Source organism: Aeromonas sp. 9A, assembly GCF_963900955.1.
In the GTDB taxonomy this organism is placed as follows: domain Bacteria; phylum Pseudomonadota; class Gammaproteobacteria; order Enterobacterales; family Aeromonadaceae; genus Aeromonas; species Aeromonas salmonicida.
Genome location: NZ_CAWRFG010000001.1, coordinates 3,936,988 through 3,956,585, shown reverse-complemented (window position 1 = coordinate 3,956,585; position 19,598 = coordinate 3,936,988). Strand labels below are relative to the sequence as shown.

Below are 19,598 nucleotides of genomic sequence, written 5' to 3'. Positions count from 1 at the left end.
TCGTAATGATTAAGTAACAACTTATACCTTTGGCGTACGAGGGCAATTAGACTTTTGGATAGATGGAAACATCTGCTTACAGTGCCATTCGTGACAATTCATCAGTGATTGAGTAAAAACATCGGTTTTATCGATGGAGATAGCCATGTTGTCCCTGCTCCTTTGCACCGCCCTCTGGCAGTCCGATGCCTCTACGCTTGCCGATGAAGCCGCGCTGGCTGCTCCCCAGCCCAAAGAGTTTGCCGTGACCCGCGAACAGGCCAGCTTGCCAGCAGTGCGAGAGCGTATTGCCGATCAGATGGGCAATGCATTTCTGGCGCGCAAACCCCCAGTGACTGTTACCCTAGGGCAGCCAAAACCGCGCTACCCGAAGGATGCACTGATGGCAGACTCGCTCCAGGGCCAGAGCGAGGGGTGGGATGCCAGGCTGACGTTCAGTGAGTGAGCCGTATTTTCGATCATTGAGCGGCTCTTGCAGCACTTGCCGGCTTCAGCACCAGACTCCCTTGCGGGGGGTCAGCTGGGCAGCCAGATGGGGTTCGGTCAAGGGGTGGCTGAACAGGTAGCCCTGTCCCTCCTGACAGTGCAGGGATTGCAGAAACTGGCGCTGTGCCTGGGTCTCGATCCCCTCGGCGGTGACCGCCATGCCCAGGCTGTCGGCCAGGTTGATGATGGTGCGGCACAGCTCCCGACTGTGCTTGTCATCGGGCAGAGCCTGCACGAAGGTTTGATCTATCTTGATGCGATCGATGGGCAGGCTTTTGAGCAAGCTCAGGGATGAGAAGCCGGTGCCGAAGTCATCGATGGCAATCTGCACCCCCAGCGCCTTGAGGCGGGTGAACAGCTGCAAGCTATGGTCGACTCGCTGTATGATGCTTTCCGTCACCTCTATCTCCAGCCGCTCCGCCGGGAAGCCGGTCTCCGCCAGGATGGCCGCGACCCGTTCCACATAGCCAATGGCGCGCATCTCCCTTACCGACACATTGACCGAGAGCCGTGGCACGGCCAGCCCGGCCGCCAGCCATGCCTGTCCTTGCTGGCAGGCGGTGCGCATTACCCACTCCCCAATCTGCTCTATCAAACCACACTCCTCTGCCACCGGTATGAAGCGGGCTGGCGCTATCATGCCTTCGCTGGGATGTTGCCAGCGCAACAGGGCTTCCAGCCCGCTCAGGCGGTTATTGGCCAGATCCGTCATGGGTTGATACAGGATGCAGAGCTGATGCTGATCAACGGCCTTGAGCAGCCCCTGCTCCATGCTCATCCGTTCCCGTGTCTGTTCGGCCATGTCGGGACTGTAAAACAGATAGCCGTTACGGCCCTGGCTTTTGGCTTCGTACATGGCGTTGTCGGCGGCACTGACCAGGGCGTCCGGGCTCCGGGCGTGCTCAGGGTAGAGGGCTATGCCGATGCTGGCGGAGATGGCGACCTGCTCGTGTTCCAGTTCGACCGGCTCGCGCAGACGTGCCAGCAGCTGTTCGGCGAGCTGTGCCAGCTCATCCTGTTGTTCGAAATAGGGGATCAGCACCAGGAATTCATCTCCACCTAGCCGAATGGCCACATCGTTGTGACGCAGGCTTTGGCGGATACGCCCGGCCAGCAGCTTGAGCAGTTGGTCCCCCGCCCTGTGGCCCAGGTTGTCATTGATCAGTTTGAAACCGTCGAGATCGATGAACAGCAGGGCAAGTTGTTGCCGATTGAGCTGGGCAGTCTTGATTTCCAGTTCGAGCCGCTCCTGCAACAGGTTGCGGTTGCCAAGCTCGGTCAGAGGATCGTGATAGGCGAGGTGGTTGAGCTGCGCCTCTGCCTTGCGAATGGCGCTGATGTCGGAGAAGGTGATCACATAGTGGGCCGTGTTGTGGCGGCTGTCATAGACGGCGCTGACATGCTGCCAGGAGGTGAAGTAGTCGCCATCCTTGCGCAGACACATCATCTCCCCGTGCCAGGCGTGGCTGCCTGGCAGCAGGGTGTGCCAGGGGTAGTCAATGTCGGTATGGCGACGGGGATGCATGATGGCCTCAGGTGACTTGCCCACTATCTCGTCCGGTTCGTACTGGGTCATGTTGCAGAAGGCCGGGTTGACCGAAATGATCTGGCGCTGCCCATCCATGATGATGATGCCTTCGGCCGTGGTGTCGAAGACTACATTGGCCTGGCGCAGCTTGTCTTCCTGATTGCAGCGATCGGTTGCATCGTGGATCACTCCCATGATGCGGCGTCCCTGAGTGTCGGTGGCGGCCACATGATCGGCATGGAGATCGACCCAGCCCCGCATCTGGTTGGGCCCCAGGTAGCTCAAAGTCAGGTGAAGGGGGGCCGTGCCGTTGAGGGCGGTTCTGAGCTGCTCCCCCGACACGGGATCGAAGCGTTTGATGAAATTATCCATTCCCCCCTGAAACTGGTTGGCGGCCGTGCCGAGCAGGCGTTCGACCTGGCCATCAAATTGCAACCTGTCTTCGGCCACATGCCACTCCCAGACGCCAATCTGGCCTGCACTCATGGCCAGTTGCAGCCGTTGCTGCACTTCATACTGCTCGGTGACATCCCGCACTATGGTCAGTATGCCGTCAGGAGTGCCCTGTTCATCCAGCATGGGGCTGTAGATTGCCTGCCAGCGTCGTTGCTGGCCCTGATGGGCCTCCGTCTGGCCGCTCAGGCTCAATTCCACCTGGGGAATACCGCTGCTGATGAGCTGCTGGAACAGGGGTTCCAGCACAGGGGCCAGCGTCGGCACTATGTCACGCAGGTATTTGCCGTAGTGATCTTCCCGGGAGAGGCCGTTGATATCGGCCAGCGTCTGGTTGACGCTGCGGCAGCGAAAGTAGCGGTCGAACACGCCTATGCCGAACGGCGCCAGCTCAAACAGCTGTTGCAGCTCGTTTGGATTCAGTTGACCCGGCGTTGGCGGATCTGGCATGGATTCGGATGTCTCTTCCTGCATGACGGCTCCTGAATTGACTTTTTTGTCATTTAAGGTGTTGTCAGTATGGCATGAAGCGCTTTGGAGGGAAGAGAGAGGGCTGCATTTGCCCCCTATCTGGTTGTGTTGCCGGTTGAAGTGATGGCTACCAGCTGAAGCGATAGCTCAGGGTCAGGTTCACCACGGGTTGCCAATCGCGATCCTTGATAAGCCACTGTTTGGCGCCCACTTCTGTGCCCAGTCGCCACTGTTGCCAGCCCCAGCTGCGCTCCAGCGTGACGCCCCAATCCCGCCACCCCTCGCTGGTACCATAGGCCGCCATGTGAGCCTGGCTGCCTCGCGTCAGCCAGAGATTGAGGGAGAGGGCAGCCGGCAGCGGCAGGCTGTGTTCCATATACCAGATATGGCCATAGCGACCGGTCACATCATAGAGCTGACCCAGGCTCAGCTGATGATCCTCGTCCAGTTGCCAGCCGAGGCGCCAGAGCGCGCTGAAACGGGTGCGATCCACCACCTGCATGGGACTGACCCCCAGCGCGAGGAAGCTCTGCTTGTAGAGCGGCAAGGCCAGCCCGGCGCTCTGCCCATCGGCAAAGATCAGGCCGACCATGGTTTCTCGCTCATAGGCGAGCCAGAAGTGGGCGCTGGCGTCAGCCTTGACCCCGGCCTGATTGCTGTCGAGTTGCCACTGGCCGCCCACCTGCCACAGGTTATCCTGCTCCTTGGCCGACAAGGGCAGCGCGAGTGGCAGGGTCAGCAGCAGCCAGCGACTACTTGCCATAGAGCCGCACCCAGTCTCTGTCCTGATGCATGCCCATCAGGTGGCAGATGATGCCGGAGCGCTGGAAGGCATAGATGAGCAGCACGCTGGTGGCACTGAGCAGCATGATAAGGCCGAAGCTGTTGGGCAAAATGGTGCCCTGGCGGGCAGTCCACCACAGCAGCAAGGGGCCCCACAGGTGCACGAAGATACTCTTGTGGAAGATGAAGACGGTCAGCGAATACATGCCGATCCAGTTGAGCGGTCGCCAGCACAGGTTGATGTTGCGCTGATGCAGCCAGAGTACGGCCCCGATCACCAGAAACTCCATGCCCCAGATCCCGGCGCGTCCCGTCATGTCCAGCGCCAGCTCGTGCTCGTTGGCGTAGATGTCACTGAGTTCGACCGAACTGCTCTCGCCAAACGCAAGATAGATAACGAGGGCGATGAGGGAGAGAGTCAGTACCAGGCCGTTGAGGCGATCCCGCCACTGGGGGCGCTGATGCCAGCACCAGCCGTACAGGAAACCGAAGCAGCCGCTGGCCATGAAGAGATCGAGGCGTGCATCCAGCTCATAGTCGGGGTGTACGTGCAGCTTCATCCAGCTGTCGATATTGCCAAGCAGGGTCTGCACGCCGAATTGATCCAGCAGCAGGCTGAGCACTGTCAGTACCAGCATGCCCCGGATGCCGAACCAGGCGTAAACCAGAGAGAAGAGTGCCAGCAGGCACATCCACAGCATGACAGGATAGAAGGAGATGGCCTCGCCGAAGTTGGGGGCTATGACCAGCCCTTCGACATAGAGCATCAATATGATGCTGGCAAACAGCACCAGCTTGCCGCCCAGTTGTGGTCTGAAACGCTCCTGGCTGCGACGGCTCAGGTTGAAGGCCGCCAGGGCCAGGTAGATCTGGCTCACCCAGGGAATAAGCCAGGCCGAGACCTGTGCCGTGGTGTTATCCATGGGCAGCAGGTGGCCGGCCATCGCCTTGTGTGACAGATAGAAGCTGTCCCAGAGGGCATGTTCACGGTTGAAAAAGTCGATGTACCAGTAGTTGAGGTAGCCGGTGTAGTGCTCGAAGACGGCCATGAAGATGACAAGCCCTCGCAACAGATCGAGACCCGTGATGCGCGCATCCTGTGGAGGCATGCTGTTGCTCCTGTGTCGGTTGGTAAAAAGGAGCCGCACTATAACGGTTGCAACAAAACTGAATGGGAGCTGAATGTAAGCAGATGTTACCGGCCCCCACCACGCCGACCTTGCTGGGACGGGGAATGCGGGGATCCGGCTGTCATGATTTGTAATACTTTTGGTGGTTTTTCAGCCTTTCTGACGGCCGAATGCCTGAATGCCGCGCGTCAGCACCAGCAGGCCGAGCACATGAAAGGGCAGGGAGAGGGCAAGTAGCAAGAGCCAGTGGGCTTCGCTGCCGCTGGCATTGATAAAGCCTATCCAGGCGACCAGCAGGGTCAGCATGCCGGCTATCTGAAAACGACGGCGAAGCACCACTTCCACCCCCAGGTTGGCGAGATAGAGGGTCAGGAGTATGCCGCCGAAACCGGTGAGCTGGGCCGTGCCATACAGATCTCTGTCCGGATTGAACAGCAAGCTGAAGAGCGGCGTCAGACCCTGATCCTGCGGGATCAGGGTCAGCAGCCAGCAGGCGATCAGTAGCAGGGCGGTTTTCATCGGCTTAGTCGGCGGAGGATGCCGGTTTGACCAGGCTGAGGTAGTTGGCATCCATGGTGAGGAATACACCCAGCAAGCGAGCACTGGCGCCGTAGAAACCGAAGGGATCGGCGGCGCGGCAAGCGGCTTCGAAATGGGGGAACCAGGCCAGCAGATGGCCATGCAGCAAGTCTTCCTGCTCGCCTAGCCACTGTTCACGCTGATCGGCACTGGGGGCTTCGGCGGCACGTATGATGAGGTTGCCCATCAGATCCAGTTCGACCCCAAGGTGATCGACCGGCTGCGGGTATTTGGCACTGACATCGATGGCAAGGCGCACCAGTCGTTGCTGCATGCGGCCGAGGGATGAGGCATCCAGATGGGCGGATTCATAAGGTTGAACGGCCGTATCGGCCAGAAACAGCCCCTTGAAGTCGGCCGCCAGGGCAGTGGCGCGCTCGTCACGCACCAGCAGGCGGGCGATGGCCTCATTGAGCTCGGCGACGGCCGGGCGCATGGGATCCAGCGTGGAGAGGCTCTTCAGGAAGCTTCGCACATCGTAGCTGTCGTATTCGGCGATCTGTTCATCGCTGAGCTCGGCGCTAAACAGGGTGGCGAACCACCAGTAAAGTTCGGCCCGACGTTCGCTAGTGGCCAGAAATTCCTGCATTTTTCCTCCGTGGATGGCAAGCGGGAAACAGAGTGAGCCCGATTCTAACGGCTTTGGCAGAAAAGTTAACCCATAGGTGACAATTCGGCGAACAAGCCAGAAAAAACGCCGCCGATGGCGACGTTTTCAGGGCGTATTGATGGCAACTCAGAGGGGGCGGGTCTCGAACTGCGGCAGCCTATCGGCTATTTCGTGCCGGGGCGCTTTGGAGCCCACGAAGATGTGGAAGCCGGGTCGAGGATCCCGAGGCGTAATCGGCCCCGGAGAACTTGCAGCTCCCAGGGTGATGAATCAGATATCAGATCTCTTCGCGGTAGATCGCCTTCTTGCAACGGGTGCAGATATGCTGGCGGCGAAAATCGGTCTGGTGCAGCAGGCCGACATCCAGTTGCTGATGATGGCCGCAGTGAATGCAGAAGATGATATCGCCATCAATGGCCTCCGGGTGCGCCGCCAGATACTGCTCTTTGGTGGGCAATGTCTCCCACTGGGTGGTGAAAGGGCTTTTGCGACTGCCGGTATAGTAGACCCAATAGAAAACAGCGAATACCGATATGATCAGAAAAAGCATCAGGTTATCCATCATGGTGTACCCCCGTGTTGAGGTGATGCAAGGAAGGATGAGAGAGGCTTGACCCGCCATGGAACAGGTGTGTCGAGTGGAAATTCTTGCTGCCAGCGTTCGGTCGGCAGGCAGGCTGGCGAAAGCTCAGTGCCAGGGGAAGGTGCAAATCGAGATCTATCTGGGGCGTGGCGAGAGTCTTGCCCGGCATGTTTTGCCTCCATCTATCGGCTGTGCAACCGCTGTGCCGTGTAAAGATGTTATCTGTTAGTAACGGCTATATCCATGATCCGGCTCTGGTTTTGGCTGTTTGTTGTCCCGGTTTCTGTTTACTGGCAGGGCTATGGTGTGATGGGTATCGGGGACGGATGGACAGAGGGAGGATTATTCGCCAGCACTAATGTCAGCACGAATGCCAGCGCTATGGCTGAGGGGATAGCCTGCACTGACTTCGAAATTCGCGACACATTTTACATTTTATAAACAATTTTTTGGGTGGTTGGACTGTCTCTTTGATCCAGCTCACGTTACAATGCGCGGGCCCACTTCACCTAACGCGCAAACGATTTTCAGGAGAGAAACGGATGTTGAAACGTGACATGACCATCGCCAATTATGATCCGCAATTGTGGCAGGCCATCACAGACGAGACCCGTCGTCAGGAAGAGCACATCGAGCTGATCGCGTCTGAGAACTACACCAGCCCCCGTGTCATGGAAGCCCAGGGCTCCCAGCTGACCAACAAGTACGCTGAAGGCTATCCGGCCAAGCGCTACTACGGTGGTTGCGAGTATGTCGACGTGGTCGAAACCCTGGCCATCGAGCGCGCCAAGGAACTGTTTGGTGCCACTTACGCCAACGTGCAGCCGCATTCCGGCTCCCAGGCCAACAGCGCCGTTTACATGGCTCTGTTGCAGCCGGGTGACACCGTGCTGGGCATGAATCTGGCCCATGGCGGTCACCTGACCCACGGCTCCCCCGTCAACTTCTCCGGCAAGCTCTACAACATCATCCCCTACGGTATCGATGAGTCCGGCAAGATTGACTACGACGAGATGGAGCGCCTGGCCGTTGAGCACAAGCCGAAGATGATGATAGGTGGCTTCTCCGCCTACTCAGGTATCGTTGACTGGGCCCGCATGCGTGAAATCGCCGACAAGATCGGTGCTTACCTGTTCGTCGACATGGCTCACGTAGCCGGTCTGATTGCCGCTGGTGTCTACCCGAACCCGGTGCCCCACGCCCACGTGGTTACCTCCACTACCCACAAGACCCTGGCCGGTCCCCGTGGTGGTTTGATCCTCTCCGCCGCTGACGACGAAGATCTGTACAAGAAGCTGAACTCAGCCGTCTTCCCGGGCGGCCAGGGCGGCCCGCTGATGCATGTCATCGCCGGTAAAGCCGTGGCGTTCAAAGAGGCGCTGGAGCCCGAGTTCAAGACCTATCAGGCTCAAGTCGTCAAAAACGCCAAAGCCATGGCGGCGACCTTCATCGAGCGCGGTTACAAGATCGTCTCAGGCGGTACCGACAACCATCTCATGCTGGTTGACCTGATCGGCCGTGAGCTGACCGGTAAAGAAGCCGATGCCGCTCTTGGCAAAGCCAACATTACAGTCAACAAGAACTCGGTGCCGAACGACCCGCGTTCCCCGTTCGTCACCTCAGGTGTGCGGATCGGTACCCCGGCCATCACCCGCCGCGGTTTCAAGGAAGCAGAGTCCATCCATCTGACCAACTGGATCTGTGACGTGCTGGACAACCATGACAACGACGAAGTGCTGGCCAACACCCGCGAAAAGGTGCTGGATATCTGCCGTCGTTTCCCGGTTTATGCCTGATACACCAGCCATGCTGGTTTGAGACCAATGCCACCTGCGGGTGGCATTGTTTTTTCTGTTTCGGCCCCGCCATGGGCGCCGAGCTTGTGCAGACATAGGAGGCATAATGCCAGCCCAGCCCGGGATCACAGATGACGATCTGATCGTGTCCATCCGTGCCCAGTACCATTTTCGCGATAGTCCGGAGGGGCTGCTGGCATGGGATGTACGGCGTCTGGTGCGGTTGAGCCAAGGCTTGCCGGTGCAAGCTGTGCCATTGGTACAGATTGCCGAGCTGGATACCGATCACTGGTACGGACACGGCGTGGCCAGACCCACGGTGCGCAGCATAGCCGAGCATTGTCAGTTGATTGCCAGTGCTTCCCTTGCCTATCCCATCATTCTGGATAGTGCAGGTCGGGTCATGGATGGCATGCACAGGGTGTGCAAGGCATTGATAGAGGGACACACTCACATTGATGCGGTGCAGTTTGCGCAAGATCCGGTACCCGACCACGCAGGTTGTGAGCCCGACGACTTGCCCTATGACGACTGAGCTCAAGGTTGACTGAAGGGTTGAATATCGCCTTGCTGGCGGTATTTTTTTAGCTGGAGAAAGTGCGATGAAGAGAGTGCTGGAAATCCGCAGTTATCGGCTCAAGGCGGGGAGCCGCGCCGCGTTTCATGCGCTGGTGACCGAGCAGAGCATGCCACTGCACCGTAAATGGGGGATGGATGTGGTGAGCCACGGTCCCTCCATGCATGATCCGGATGCCTATTTTCTGATGCGGGCATACGATGATCTTGCGCATCTGATCGCTTCCCAGGCGGCATTCTATGCAACGGATGCCTGGCGAGAAGGCCCGAGAGACGCCATTGTTGCGCTGATCGAAGCGGATGCAAATACCGTCATCTGCTTGCCTGCAACGGCCATAGAGGGACTTCGCATCCCCTGAAGTGTTTAAGGAATATAGACGGTGACATATTGTTTTTCTGGGCTTTTACCGGTTTTGGATGGCCGTGCTACACTGGCCCGCCAAGATCCTGCCCCTGTGGGGCAGGTGCCCTGTTTGTTAACGCCGGAGGTCCGATGCATTGCCCTTTCTGTAGTGCGGTTGATACCAAGGTGATCGATTCCCGTCTGGTGGCAGAAGGCCATCAGGTACGCCGCCGTCGTGAGTGCCTGCTCTGTCACGAGCGCTTCACCACCTTCGAGATGGCCGAGCTGGTGATGCCCCGTGTCATCAAGTCCAACGGTTCCCGCGAGCCCTTCAATGAAGAGAAGCTGCGTGGTGGCATCCTGCGGGCGCTGGAGAAGCGACCCGTGAGCATGGAGGCCATCGAAAAGGGGGTCAACCATATCAAGTCCTGCCTGCGAGCCACCGGTGAGCGCGAAGTCGCCTCCCAGCTGGTGGGCAATCTGGTGATGGATGAGCTCAAGAGCCTGGACAAGGTCGCCTATATCCGTTTTGCCTCCGTCTATCGCAGCTTCGAGGACATCCGCGAGTTCGGCGAAGAGATCGCCAAGCTGGAGAAATAAGCTTCCCAATGTCCGGTTACGCTGCGCTAATCGAACCTACAACGCCCATTTTCTCGCTTTGAACGGGAGCCCAGATGTTTAGTCAAGATGATTACCAATGGATGAATCGGGCCCTTGAACTGGCCCGCCGCGGCCGCTATACCACTGCCCCCAATCCCTGTGTCGGCGCCGTGCTGGTGAAAGCCGGCGTTGTGGTCGGCGAGGGATGGCACAAACGAGCCGGAGAACCCCATGCAGAGATCTATGCCCTGCATGAGGCCGGTGACGAAGCCCGTGGTGCGACCGTTTATGTGACCCTGGAGCCCTGCTCCCATCATGGCCGCACCCCCCCTTGCGCCGAGGCGTTGATCAAGGCCGGGGTGACCCGGGTGGTGGCGGCCATGGTCGACCCCAACCCCGAGGTGGGCGGGCGTGGTCTGCGGATGTTGTCGGAAGCGGGTATCAAGACCGATTTTGGCTTGCTGTCGAGCGAAGCCGAGGCGCTCAATCCGGGCTTCTTCAAGCGTATGCGTACCGCTTTTCCGCTGGTGACCGTCAAACTCGGTGCCAGCCTCGATGGCCGCACCGCCATGGCAAGCGGCGAGAGTCAGTGGATAACGGGCCCCCTGGCCCGTGCCGATGTGCAGCGGCTGCGCGCCGGTCACGACGCCGTGCTCTCCAGCGCCGAAACCGTGCTGGCCGATGGCGCCTCCCTGACAGTGCGTTGGGATGAGCTGCCCCCTTCTCTCAAGGCCACTTATGCCAAAGAGACGCTGCGCCAGCCTCTGCGGGTCATCGTCGATTCCCGGAACCGGCTGACCCCGGACTTGCCCCTGTTCCAGAGCACAGGCCCTGTCTTGCTGGCCCGTCACAAGGCGGCTGGCGACTGGCCTGAATGGGTGCAGCAACTGGAGCTGCCCCTGCTGGATGGCAAGCTGGATCTGGTCAGCCTCTTTATGCTGCTGGCCAAGCGGAACATCAATTCCGTACTGGTGGAAGCCGGCCCCAGGCTTTGCGGTGCCCTGCTGGACAAGGGGCTGGTGGATGAGCTGGTGCTTTATCAGGCGCCGAAACTGATGGGGGATGAGGGGCGTGGCCTGTTCCATCTGCCAGTGCTCACCCGTCTTTTCCAGGCGCCCAAGCTCTGCATCAAGGATGTGCGGCTGGTGGGACAGGATATCCGCATCACCGCCAGGATAGCCTGATTTTCCAATCGTTATCGGGGGCCGAACCGGCCCCGTCATCATCAAGGTGATCTGCATGTTTACCGGAATTATCGAAGCGGTGGGAACCCTTGCCGCGCTGCGCCGCCAGGGCGAGGACATGGCGCTCACAGTCCACGCGCCGACGCTGGATTTTGGCGACGTCAAGCTGGGCGACTCCATTGCCACCAACGGCGTCTGCCTGACCGTGATTGGTCTTGGCGACAAGAGTTACACCGCCGATGTGTCGCTGGAAACCCTGTCTCGTACCGGCTTCGCCGCGGCCAAAGTCGGCGATCCCGTCAATCTGGAGAAGGCCTTGATGCCGACCTCCCGGCTTGGCGGCCATCTGGTCTCCGGTCATGTGGACGGGGTGGGTGAGGTGAAGAGCAAGTCCAGCAGCGGTCGTGCCATCGAATACTGGATCAAGGCACCGGCGGAACTCTCCCGCTACATCGCCGAGAAGGGGTCGATTGCGGTAGATGGCATCAGCCTGACGGTCAATGCCGTGCAGGGGGACTTGTTTCGCCTCACCATAGTGCCGCACACCGCCCAGGAGACCACCATAGCCCGCTGGAAACCGGGTCACAGGGTAAATCTCGAGGTGGATCAGATAGCCCGTTATCTGGAGCGGCTGATGCAAGGCAAGGCGCAGGACGCTGCTACCTCCAGCCTGACTCTGGAGAAACTGGCCCAGTCCGGTTTCCTGTAAGTGGCGAAACAGCTGACCAAAACGATTTTCTGTGATCCCGCTCTGATTGAAATGGGGCCCAGAGCCCCCATCTAGAGCAACATAATTCTGTATCAAAGTGAGCCTCCGGGCTCAATCCCCGAAGCAAGTTGATGGAGTAGCCCATGGCGCTGAGCACAACCCAGGAAATCATTGCCGATATCAAGGCTGGCAAGATGGTGATCCTGATGGATGACGAAGACAGGGAGAACGAAGGGGACCTCATCATGGCCGCCTCCTGTGTCCGCCCGGAGGATATCAACTTCATGGCCCGTTACGGCCGTGGCCTCATCTGTCTGACCCTGACCCGTGATCGCTGCAAGCAGCTGGCGCTACCGCTGATGGTTGATCGCAACAATGCCCAGTTCTCCACCGCCTTTACCGTGACCATAGAAGCGGCCGAAGGGGTGACGACCGGTATCTCCGCCGCCGATCGCGCGGTGACCGTACAGGCCGCCGTGGCGCCCGATGCCAAGGCCGCCGACCTGGTGCAGCCGGGCCACATATTCCCGCTGATGGCGCAGGATGGTGGCGTGCTGACCCGCGCTGGCCACACCGAAGCGGGCTGCGACCTGGCCCGTCTTGCCGGTTACGAGGCGGCTTCCGTCATCGTCGAGATCCTCAACGAGGATGGCTCCATGGCCCGTCGTCCGGATCTGGAAGTATTCGCCGAGCAGCACGGCATCAAGCTTGGCACCATCGCCGACCTCATCGAGTACCGCAACCAGCACGAAACCACGGTGGAGAAAGTGGCCGAGTGCAAACTGCCTACCGAATATGGGGAGTTCGAGCTCATCACTTTCCGCGACACCATCGACAATCAGGTGCACTTTGCCCTGAAGAAAGGCGACATCCAGACCGAGCAGCCGACCTTGGTGCGGGTGCACCTGCACGATGTGCTGAGCGATCTGCTGTTGACCGACCGCCATGCCGCCCGCAGCTGGCCCTTGCCCAAATCCATGGCCCGCATCTCCCAGGAAGGCGGCGTGCTGGTGATCCTGGGGGCCGAGGCCCATGGCGCCGAGTTGCTGGCGCGGGTCAAGGGCTTCGAGGCCGCCGACAAGGGGCTGCAACCGGAAGGGGCAAAGTGGCAGGGTACTTCGCGTCGGGTCGGTGTCGGCTCCCAGATCCTCAAGACCCTGGGGGTTGGCAAGATGCGGCTCTTGAGCTCACCGAAAAAATACCACGCCCTCGGCGGTTTCGGTCTGGAAGTGGTGGAATACGTCGGCGAATAAGCACGTCGCCCGAATGACATAGCGATCATGGCCGTCCGTTGCGGCCATGGTTTTTGTCGTGGGTCTGTTGTGCTAGAATATGCGCACTTTTGACTCCGGCCCCTTTTGATTGCACAGATACAGGATTTCCAATGAAGGTTATCGAAGGAAATATCGCCGCTCCTGAGGCGCGCGTTGCTATTGTCGTTGCCCGTTTCAACAGCTTCATCAACGAAAGCCTGGTAGACGGTGCTGTGGACGTACTGAAGCGTCAAGGTCAAGTCCAGGACAGCAATCTCACCCTGGTACGCGTGCCGGGCGCCGTCGAAATTCCCTTGGCTATCAAGAAGCTGGCCAAGAGTGGTCAATACGACGCCATAGTCGCGCTGGGCACCGTCATCCGTGGTGGCACCTATCACTTCGAGCTGGTGGCAAGCGAGAGCAGCAAGGGCATGGCCCAGGTAATGATGGAATATGAAATTCCCGTTGCCTTCGGCGTACTGACCACCGAAAACATTGAACAAGCCATCGAGCGAGCCGGTACCAAGGCGGGTAACAAGGGTGCAGAGGCTGCACTGAGCGCGCTCGAAATGATCAACGTCCTGAAACAGCTGGACGTGTAACGAGGAGAAGTACATTGAAACCGTCCGAGCGCCGTAAAGCCCGCCATTGCGCCACCCAGGCCATCTACCAGTGGCAGATGACCAGGGCCAACGTGGGCGACATCGAAGAGCAGTTCAAGATCGATCAGGACACCAAGGGTGTGGACCTGAACTATTTCCGCGATCTGCTATTCGGGGTAGCCCTCCACTGCAACGAGCTGGACAAGGTGTTTGCACCTTTCCTCTCCCGTCCGCTGGAAGAAGTGGACATGGTGGACAAGGCGATCCTGCGTCTGGCGACCTATGAGCTGACCCGTCGCGATGATGTGCCGCCCCGTGTGGTGATCAACGAAGCGATCGAGCTGGCCAAGGCCTTTGCTGCCGATGACAGCCACAAGTTTGTCAACGGTGTACTGGACAAGGTGATCAAGACGCTGAACAAGCGTTGATCCTGATGTCCATCAGCATCACGAGCGTGTTTACGGCTTCGCAGCAAGATCGTGAACCGCTTTGAAGAGAGGAGCCAGCCTAACCGCTGGCTTTTTATTGCATGGGTGAATTTGAGCTGATTGATAAGTACTTCAAGATCCCCCACGCCCGCAAGGACGTGGTGATGGGCCCTGGAGATGACTGCGCCCTGCTGACCCTGCCAGCGGATACCCAGCTGGCGGTGAGCACAGACACCCTGGTGAGCGGCGTCCATTTTTTTCCCGACATGGATCCGGTGGATCTTGGCTACAAGGCGCTGGCGGTCAATTTGTCCGATCTCGCCGCCATGGGGGCCGAGCCGCGCTGGGTGTCGCTGGCGCTGACCCTGCCCGCCATCAATGAGAGCTGGGTCGCAGGTTTTGCCGAAGGCTTTCTGGAGTTGGCCGAATACTACAATGTGGCGCTGGTGGGCGGTGACATGACCCGCGGCCCGCTTTCCATCACAGTCTCGGTGAAGGGATCCGTTCCCGCAGGCCGGGCCCTGATGCGCAGTGGTGCCAAGGCCGGTGATGGCATCTATGTGACCGGTACCCTGGGGGATGCTGCCCTGGCGCTCTCCCATCTGCTTGGCAAGCGCACCCTCAACGAGAACCAGCTGGCCGCCGTGCTGCCTAGGCTCGATCATCCCCATCCCCGTATTCTGGCCGGCCAGGCCCTGCGCGGGCTGGCGGGCAGTGCGCTGGATCTTTCAGATGGGCTTTCCTCGGATCTCGGTCACATCCTCAAGGCCTCCGGCGTGCGTGCCCAGATTGACCTTGGTCTGCTGCCCCTCTCGCCCGTGCTGCAGGATGCGGTCTCGGAGCTGGATGCCTGGCAGCTGGCGCTGGCCGGGGGCGATGACTACGAGCTCTGCTTCACCGTGCCCGAAGAGTATCGCGGCGCGCTGGACACGGCGCTCGCCAACTGTGGCGTCAAGTTCACCCGGATCGGCCGCATTCTGGCCGGTGAACCGGGTATCGACTATGTTCGCGGCGAGCAAACGGTCGAGCTGCAACTGACAGGCTGGGATCACTTCGCATGACCTTGTTTATGATAAAGCCCGAGCTGAAAAGGCTGAACCTGAAGAACCCGCTCCATTTTCTGGCGGTGGGGTTTGGCTCCGGCCTCTCTCCCAAAGCGCCGGGCACCATGGGGACGCTGGCCGCCATACCGCTTTACCTGCTGGTGAGCGGGCTTTCCACTCCCTGGTTCATTGCCCTGCTGGTGGTGGGTTTCGTGGCGGGTATTCGCATCTGCCAGAGTGCCACCGACGCCATCGGTATGCCGGATCACGGCGCCATCGTCTGGGATGAAGTGATCGGCTTTGGTGTTACCATGATAGCGGCGCCAGCCGGCTGGCCCTGGGTGCTGGCCGGCTTCGTGCTGTTCCGGTTGTTCGATGTGTTCAAGCCCTGGCCCATCTCCTGGTTTGATCGCCGGATTCACGGCGGACTCGGCATCATGCTGGACGATCTCATCGCCGGTTTGTTCGCCCTGCTTTGTATGCAATTACTGGCATATTGGCTGGGTTGAATTGCCCTGTCAGGGGGATGACCACACTGGCATTCCCCTATATACCACTGTTTAATTTTCATTCACTGGCATATGCTGCCGTTTAAAAATCATTTCACATAAATATTCACTACTCATTCGAAGCTTAATGCTATTGTGCTGATAGTGAATATTCCCGCCTGTTGAGCCTTTGTTGAAAGTAAAAGCACTAAAAATGATTGATGATGGTCATATAGTCTGGTTATGTGACATAAGTCATCATTTATGACTATTGAAGTGGCCACTGACTAGGCAAAGTATTGCGAAATTGTATAACCCGATCATTTACACTCGCGGTTAAACCGTCTAAGTTACTCGCGGGTTATTCCAAAAAAATGCAAAAAACCCGCCCGGATCGCTGGTTTAACTGCCTCATGGATTGAGCGTTTCTTACTCAGAACAAGCACTCAAGATAAGTACCAAGGCAAACCGGCATCTGCGGCTGATTTACGGACGAATGATTTGGGACGGATGTCCCCCGCAGAGGTAAACATGTCCTTGCTCGAAGTGAAAAACTTGCGGATCGAGTACCCCTCCCGCTATGGGGTGCTGGCCGCGGTCAAAGATCTCTCTTTGTGTGTCGAAAAAGGGGAGATCGTCGGTGTGGTAGGCGAATCTGGCGCCGGAAAGTCCACCATAGGCAACGCCGTCATCGACCTGCTGAGCCCACCGGGTCGCATCGCCCGTGGTGACATCTATCTCAACGGCGAACTCATCTCCGGCAAGAGCCAGAACGAGATGCGAGCCATCCGTGGTTCCCGCATCGGTTTCATCTTTCAAGATCCCATGACCTCCCTCAACCCCTTGTTCACCGTTGAACAGCAGTTGGTGGAAACCATTCTGGCCAATACTGAGCTCTCTCGCGACGCGGCTTTTGCCAAGGCCCTCGAGCTGATGGGGGCTGTGGGGATCCCGCAGCCCGAGCTGCGCATCAAGCAGTATCCGCACCAGTTCTCAGGCGGCATGCGTCAGCGGGTCGTTATCGCCATCGCCCTGAGTTGCGATCCCGAGCTCATCATTGCCGATGAACCGACCACGGCCCTCGACGTCTCCATTCAGGATCAGATCCTCCAGCTCATCCGCAACCTCTGCAAAGAGCGCCAGGTGGGCTGCATGCTGGTGACCCACGACATGGGAGTGGTTTCCAACGTGACCGACAAGGTGGCGGTCATGTACCGCGGTGATCTGGTGGAGTTTGGGACCACTGAACAGGTACTGGGTCGCCCCAGTCATCCTTATACCCGCAGCCTCATCTCGGCAGTGCCCCGCTCGGACGTCAAGCTGGTGCGCTTCCCGCTGGTCTCCTACATCGAAGATGCCAGTGCGCCTGATACCAATATCGATCTCAAGACTCACTGGCTCGGTCAGAGTCAGGATGAGCGCACTTACGAAGGGGCCCTGCTGCGGGTGGAGAACGTGGACCTGAGGTTTGTCACCAAGGATTCCATCTTCCCGAGCCGCCGCCAGTACGTGCGGGCCTGCAACAACATCAGCTTCGAGATCTTCGAAGGGGAGACCTTCGGTCTGGTGGGGGAGTCGGGCTCCGGCAAGTCCACCATAGCTCGCGCCATTACAGGCCTCTATCCGCCCGATACCGGCAAGATCTTCTTCGAGGGGATCGATCTCACCGCCCTCAAGAGCGAGCGTGAGCGTCGCCCCCTGCGCCGCCAGATGCAGATGGTATTCCAGAACCCTTACTCCTCGATGAACCCGCGCATGAAGGTGCGTGACATCATCGCCGAGCCCATCCGCTTCCATAAGCTGGCGGGCAGCGAGAGCCAGATCGAGGGCATCGTCAACGACCTGCTCGATCACGTCGGACTCGGCCGTGGTGCCGGGGTCAAGTATCCCCACGAGTTCTCCGGCGGTCAGCGTCAGCGCATCTCCATCGCCCGAGCCTTGGCGACCCGGCCGCGCTTCCTCATCTGTGACGAGCCCACCTCGGCGCTGGATGTGTCGGTACAGGCCCAGATCCTCAACTTGCTCAAGGATCTGCAGCAGGAGCTTGGGCTCACCATGTTGTTCATCAGCCACGATCTGCCGGTGATCCGCCAGATGTGCGATCGCATCGGTGTGATGCAGCACGGTCATCTGGTGGAAGTGGCCGAGACCGAAAAATTGTTTACCAATGCCGAGCATGAGTACAGCTGCAAGCTGATTTCCCTCATGCCGGAATTCAAGGGAATGTCCCGTGAGGGGCTGGAAATCGCAAGCTAGGAAAGCACCGGCTCGCCGGTTTGTCTGTCAATAAGAAAGCCAAAAGCATGGAGAAAGACATGAAGAAAGGATTATCCAAGATCGCCATGGCGCTGTTCGCCGCCGGCCTCGCCTTTAACGTTTCTGCCGCCGACATCAAGGTCGCCGTAGCCTCTGATCCGACCTCGCTGGATCCCCAGGAGCAGCTCTCCGGTCAGACCCTGGAGATGTCCCACCTGGTGTTCGATCCCCTGATGCGCTGGACTCAGGATCTGCAGTTCGAGCCGCGCCTGGCCGAGAAGTTTGAGCGTATCGACGACAAGACAGTCCGCTTCCATCTGCGCAAGGGCGTCAAGTTCCACTCCGGCAACGACTTCACCGCCGATGACGTGGTGTGGAGCGTCAAGCGTTTGAAAGACTCGGTGGACTTCAAGGCCATCTTCGACCCCATCGCCGACATCAAGAAGGTGGATGATTTCACCGTTGATATCATCACCGACAAGCCCTATCCCCTGGTGCTGCAGACCGTCACCTATATCTTCCCGATGGACTCCAAGTTCTATACCGGCAAGACAGAAGCAGGTAAAGACAAGGCCGAGATCGTCAAGAACGGTGACTCTTATGCATCCACCAATGTCTCGGGTACGGGGCCGTTCAGCGTCAAGTTCCGCGAGCAGGGCGTCAAGTTGGAGTACACCCGCAACGCCAACTACTGGGACAAGAGCTCCAAGGGCAACGTTGACAACCTGACCCTGGTGCCCATCAAGGAAGATGCGACCCGTGTTGCCGCCCTGCTGGGCGGGGACGTGGATGTCATCTACCCGGTTGCCCCGAACGATCTGGAACGCGTCAAGAATGGCAAGGACACCCAGCTGGTGACCCTGTCCGGTACTCGCGCCATCATCATAGAGCTGAACCAGGGCACCAACCCTGCACTCAAAGACAAGCGCGTGCGTCAGGCGATCAACTACGCCATCAACCAGGTGGGCATCGTCGACAAGATCAACAAGGGTTTTGGTACCCCCGCTGGTCAGCTGAGCCCGAAAGGCTATGCCGGTCACAACGAAGCGCTGGTACCCCAATATGACCTGACCAAGGCCAAGGCGCTGATGAAGGAAGCGGGCTACGAACAGGGCTTCAAGATGAGCTTCATCTCCCCGGCCGCCCGTTACGTCAACGACGTCAAGATTGCCCAGGCAGTCTCCGCCATGCTGGCCAAGATCAACATCAAGGTGGATCTGAAGACCATGCCGGTGGCGCAATACTGGCCCGAGTTTGACAAGTGCGCCGCAGACATGCAGCTGATCGGCTGGCACTCGGATACCGAAGATACGGCCAACTTCTTCGAGTTCCTGACCTTCACCAAGAATGCCGAAACCGGCATGGGTCAGTACAACTGCGCCGGCTATGCCAACGCAGAAGCTGACAAGATGGTGATGGATGCCAACGCCGAGACAGATCCGGCCAAGCGTGCTGCCATGCTGCAAAAGGTGGAAGCCATGCTGATCGATGATGCTGCCTATGTGCCGCTCCATTGGGAAAATCTGGCGTATGGCGCCAAGAAAAACGCCGACATCAAGCCCATCGTCAACGTAATGAACTTCCCTTACTTCGGCGATCTGGTGGTCGGCAAGTAAGCGAGTCGCAAGGAAGGACTGAGCGGGGGTAGCCTGTGGCGACCCCCGCCATTAACAGAAGCCTGTGCCAAGACACAGGCC

Annotated in this window: 20 protein-coding genes; 14 read left to right on the top strand and 6 right to left on the bottom strand. The window is 58.8% G+C overall.

The annotated features are described in order from the left end of the window. Positions 1 to 145 precede the first annotated feature (145 nt). On the top strand, positions 146 to 445 hold the full coding sequence (locus AACX78_RS18275) for a hypothetical protein (RefSeq protein WP_099994151.1): 300 nt from the start codon (positions 146 to 148) through the stop codon (positions 443 to 445). A gap of 45 nt (positions 446 to 490) precedes the next feature. Here AACX78_RS18275 and AACX78_RS18270 read toward each other — a convergent pair whose 3' ends face one another. From AACX78_RS18270 to AACX78_RS18240, 6 genes are all read right to left on the bottom strand, one after another. Next, a complete protein-coding gene (locus tag AACX78_RS18270; RefSeq protein ID WP_159167043.1) occupies positions 491 to 2,941 on the bottom strand; it encodes a sensor domain-containing protein in 2,451 nt (816 codons plus the stop codon). Positions 2,942 to 3,065: 124 nt separating this feature from the next. Continuing rightward, entirely contained in the window at positions 3,066 to 3,701 is a 636-nt protein-coding gene (locus AACX78_RS18265) for a hypothetical protein (protein WP_159167042.1), read from the bottom strand. After that, positions 3,691 to 4,830, bottom strand: coding sequence for a hypothetical protein (locus tag AACX78_RS18260; RefSeq protein WP_021138121.1), 1,140 nt, complete (start codon positions 4,828 to 4,830; stop codon positions 3,691 to 3,693). The genes AACX78_RS18265 and AACX78_RS18260 overlap by 11 nt, the downstream gene beginning before the upstream one ends. Positions 4,831 to 5,001: 171 nt before the next feature. Beyond that, positions 5,002 to 5,370 carry a hypothetical protein gene (locus AACX78_RS18255; RefSeq protein WP_005317625.1) on the bottom strand — a complete coding sequence of 123 codons (369 nt, stop codon included), beginning with the start codon at positions 5,368 to 5,370 and terminating at the stop codon, positions 5,002 to 5,004. Between the two features lie 4 nt (positions 5,371 to 5,374). Beyond that, on the bottom strand, positions 5,375 to 6,019 hold the full coding sequence (gene torD, locus AACX78_RS18250) for a molecular chaperone TorD (RefSeq protein ID WP_159167041.1): 645 nt from the start codon (positions 6,017 to 6,019) through the stop codon (positions 5,375 to 5,377). 298 nt (positions 6,020 to 6,317) lie between these two features. Further along, positions 6,318 to 6,605 (bottom strand): hypothetical protein, encoded by a 288-nt coding sequence (locus AACX78_RS18240; RefSeq protein ID WP_021138124.1) that lies wholly within the window; start codon positions 6,603 to 6,605, stop codon positions 6,318 to 6,320. A 560-nt stretch (positions 6,606 to 7,165) separates the two neighbouring features. Between AACX78_RS18240 and glyA the strand changes: the two genes are divergently transcribed. The 13 genes from glyA to AACX78_RS18175 all read left to right on the top strand — a co-directional run bounded on the left by glyA (position 7,166) and on the right by AACX78_RS18175 (position 19,517). Then, on the top strand, positions 7,166 to 8,419 hold the full coding sequence (gene glyA / locus AACX78_RS18235) for a serine hydroxymethyltransferase (protein WP_159167040.1): 1,254 nt from the start codon (positions 7,166 to 7,168) through the stop codon (positions 8,417 to 8,419). A gap of 106 nt (positions 8,420 to 8,525) precedes the next feature. Continuing rightward, positions 8,526 to 8,954 carry a hypothetical protein gene (locus AACX78_RS18230; RefSeq protein WP_125607164.1) on the top strand — a complete coding sequence of 143 codons (429 nt, stop codon included), beginning with the start codon at positions 8,526 to 8,528 and terminating at the stop codon, positions 8,952 to 8,954. Positions 8,955 to 9,021: 67 nt separating this feature from the next. Then, positions 9,022 to 9,354 carry an NIPSNAP family protein gene (locus AACX78_RS18225; RefSeq protein WP_159167039.1) on the top strand — a complete coding sequence of 111 codons (333 nt, stop codon included), beginning with the start codon at positions 9,022 to 9,024 and terminating at the stop codon, positions 9,352 to 9,354. Positions 9,355 to 9,488: 134 nt separating this feature from the next. Next, entirely contained in the window at positions 9,489 to 9,938 is a 450-nt protein-coding gene (gene nrdR / locus AACX78_RS18220) for a transcriptional regulator NrdR (protein WP_005317604.1), read from the top strand. Positions 9,939 to 10,012: 74 nt separating this feature from the next. After that, positions 10,013 to 11,122 carry a bifunctional diaminohydroxyphosphoribosylaminopyrimidine deaminase/5-amino-6-(5-phosphoribosylamino)uracil reductase RibD gene (ribD, locus tag AACX78_RS18215; RefSeq protein WP_159167038.1) on the top strand — a complete coding sequence of 370 codons (1,110 nt, stop codon included), beginning with the start codon at positions 10,013 to 10,015 and terminating at the stop codon, positions 11,120 to 11,122. Positions 11,123 to 11,177: 55 nt separating this feature from the next. Then, positions 11,178 to 11,831, top strand: a complete 654-nt coding sequence (gene ribE1, locus AACX78_RS18210) for a riboflavin synthase E1 (protein WP_159167037.1) — start codon at positions 11,178 to 11,180, stop codon at positions 11,829 to 11,831. 143 nt (positions 11,832 to 11,974) lie between these two features. Next, positions 11,975 to 13,084 (top strand): bifunctional 3,4-dihydroxy-2-butanone-4-phosphate synthase/GTP cyclohydrolase II, encoded by a 1,110-nt coding sequence (gene ribBA, locus AACX78_RS18205; RefSeq protein ID WP_159167036.1) that lies wholly within the window; start codon positions 11,975 to 11,977, stop codon positions 13,082 to 13,084. 131 nt (positions 13,085 to 13,215) lie between these two features. Next, the gene (gene ribH / locus AACX78_RS18200) at positions 13,216 to 13,686 is read left to right on the top strand and encodes a 6,7-dimethyl-8-ribityllumazine synthase (RefSeq protein WP_005317595.1); all 471 of its coding nucleotides are present in this window, start codon (positions 13,216 to 13,218) and stop codon (positions 13,684 to 13,686) included. 14 nt (positions 13,687 to 13,700) lie between these two features. Continuing rightward, positions 13,701 to 14,114: a transcription antitermination factor NusB gene (gene nusB / locus AACX78_RS18195; protein WP_005317593.1), complete on the top strand. Its 414-nt coding sequence runs from the start codon at positions 13,701 to 13,703 to the stop codon at positions 14,112 to 14,114. Positions 14,115 to 14,215: 101 nt separating this feature from the next. Further along, complete coding sequence (gene thiL / locus AACX78_RS18190; protein ID WP_058393750.1) at positions 14,216 to 15,175, top strand: thiamine-phosphate kinase; 960 nt, start codon at positions 14,216 to 14,218, stop codon at positions 15,173 to 15,175. After that, positions 15,172 to 15,666, top strand: coding sequence for a phosphatidylglycerophosphatase A family protein (locus AACX78_RS18185; protein ID WP_159167035.1), 495 nt, complete (start codon positions 15,172 to 15,174; stop codon positions 15,664 to 15,666). The genes thiL and AACX78_RS18185 overlap by 4 nt, the downstream gene beginning before the upstream one ends. Before the next feature lie 510 nt (positions 15,667 to 16,176). Next, entirely contained in the window at positions 16,177 to 17,901 is a 1,725-nt protein-coding gene (locus AACX78_RS18180) for a dipeptide ABC transporter ATP-binding protein (protein WP_159167034.1), read from the top strand. A 59-nt stretch (positions 17,902 to 17,960) separates the two neighbouring features. Continuing rightward, positions 17,961 to 19,517 (top strand): ABC transporter substrate-binding protein, encoded by a 1,557-nt coding sequence (locus tag AACX78_RS18175; protein ID WP_159167033.1) that lies wholly within the window; start codon positions 17,961 to 17,963, stop codon positions 19,515 to 19,517. Positions 19,518 to 19,598 lie beyond the last annotated feature (81 nt).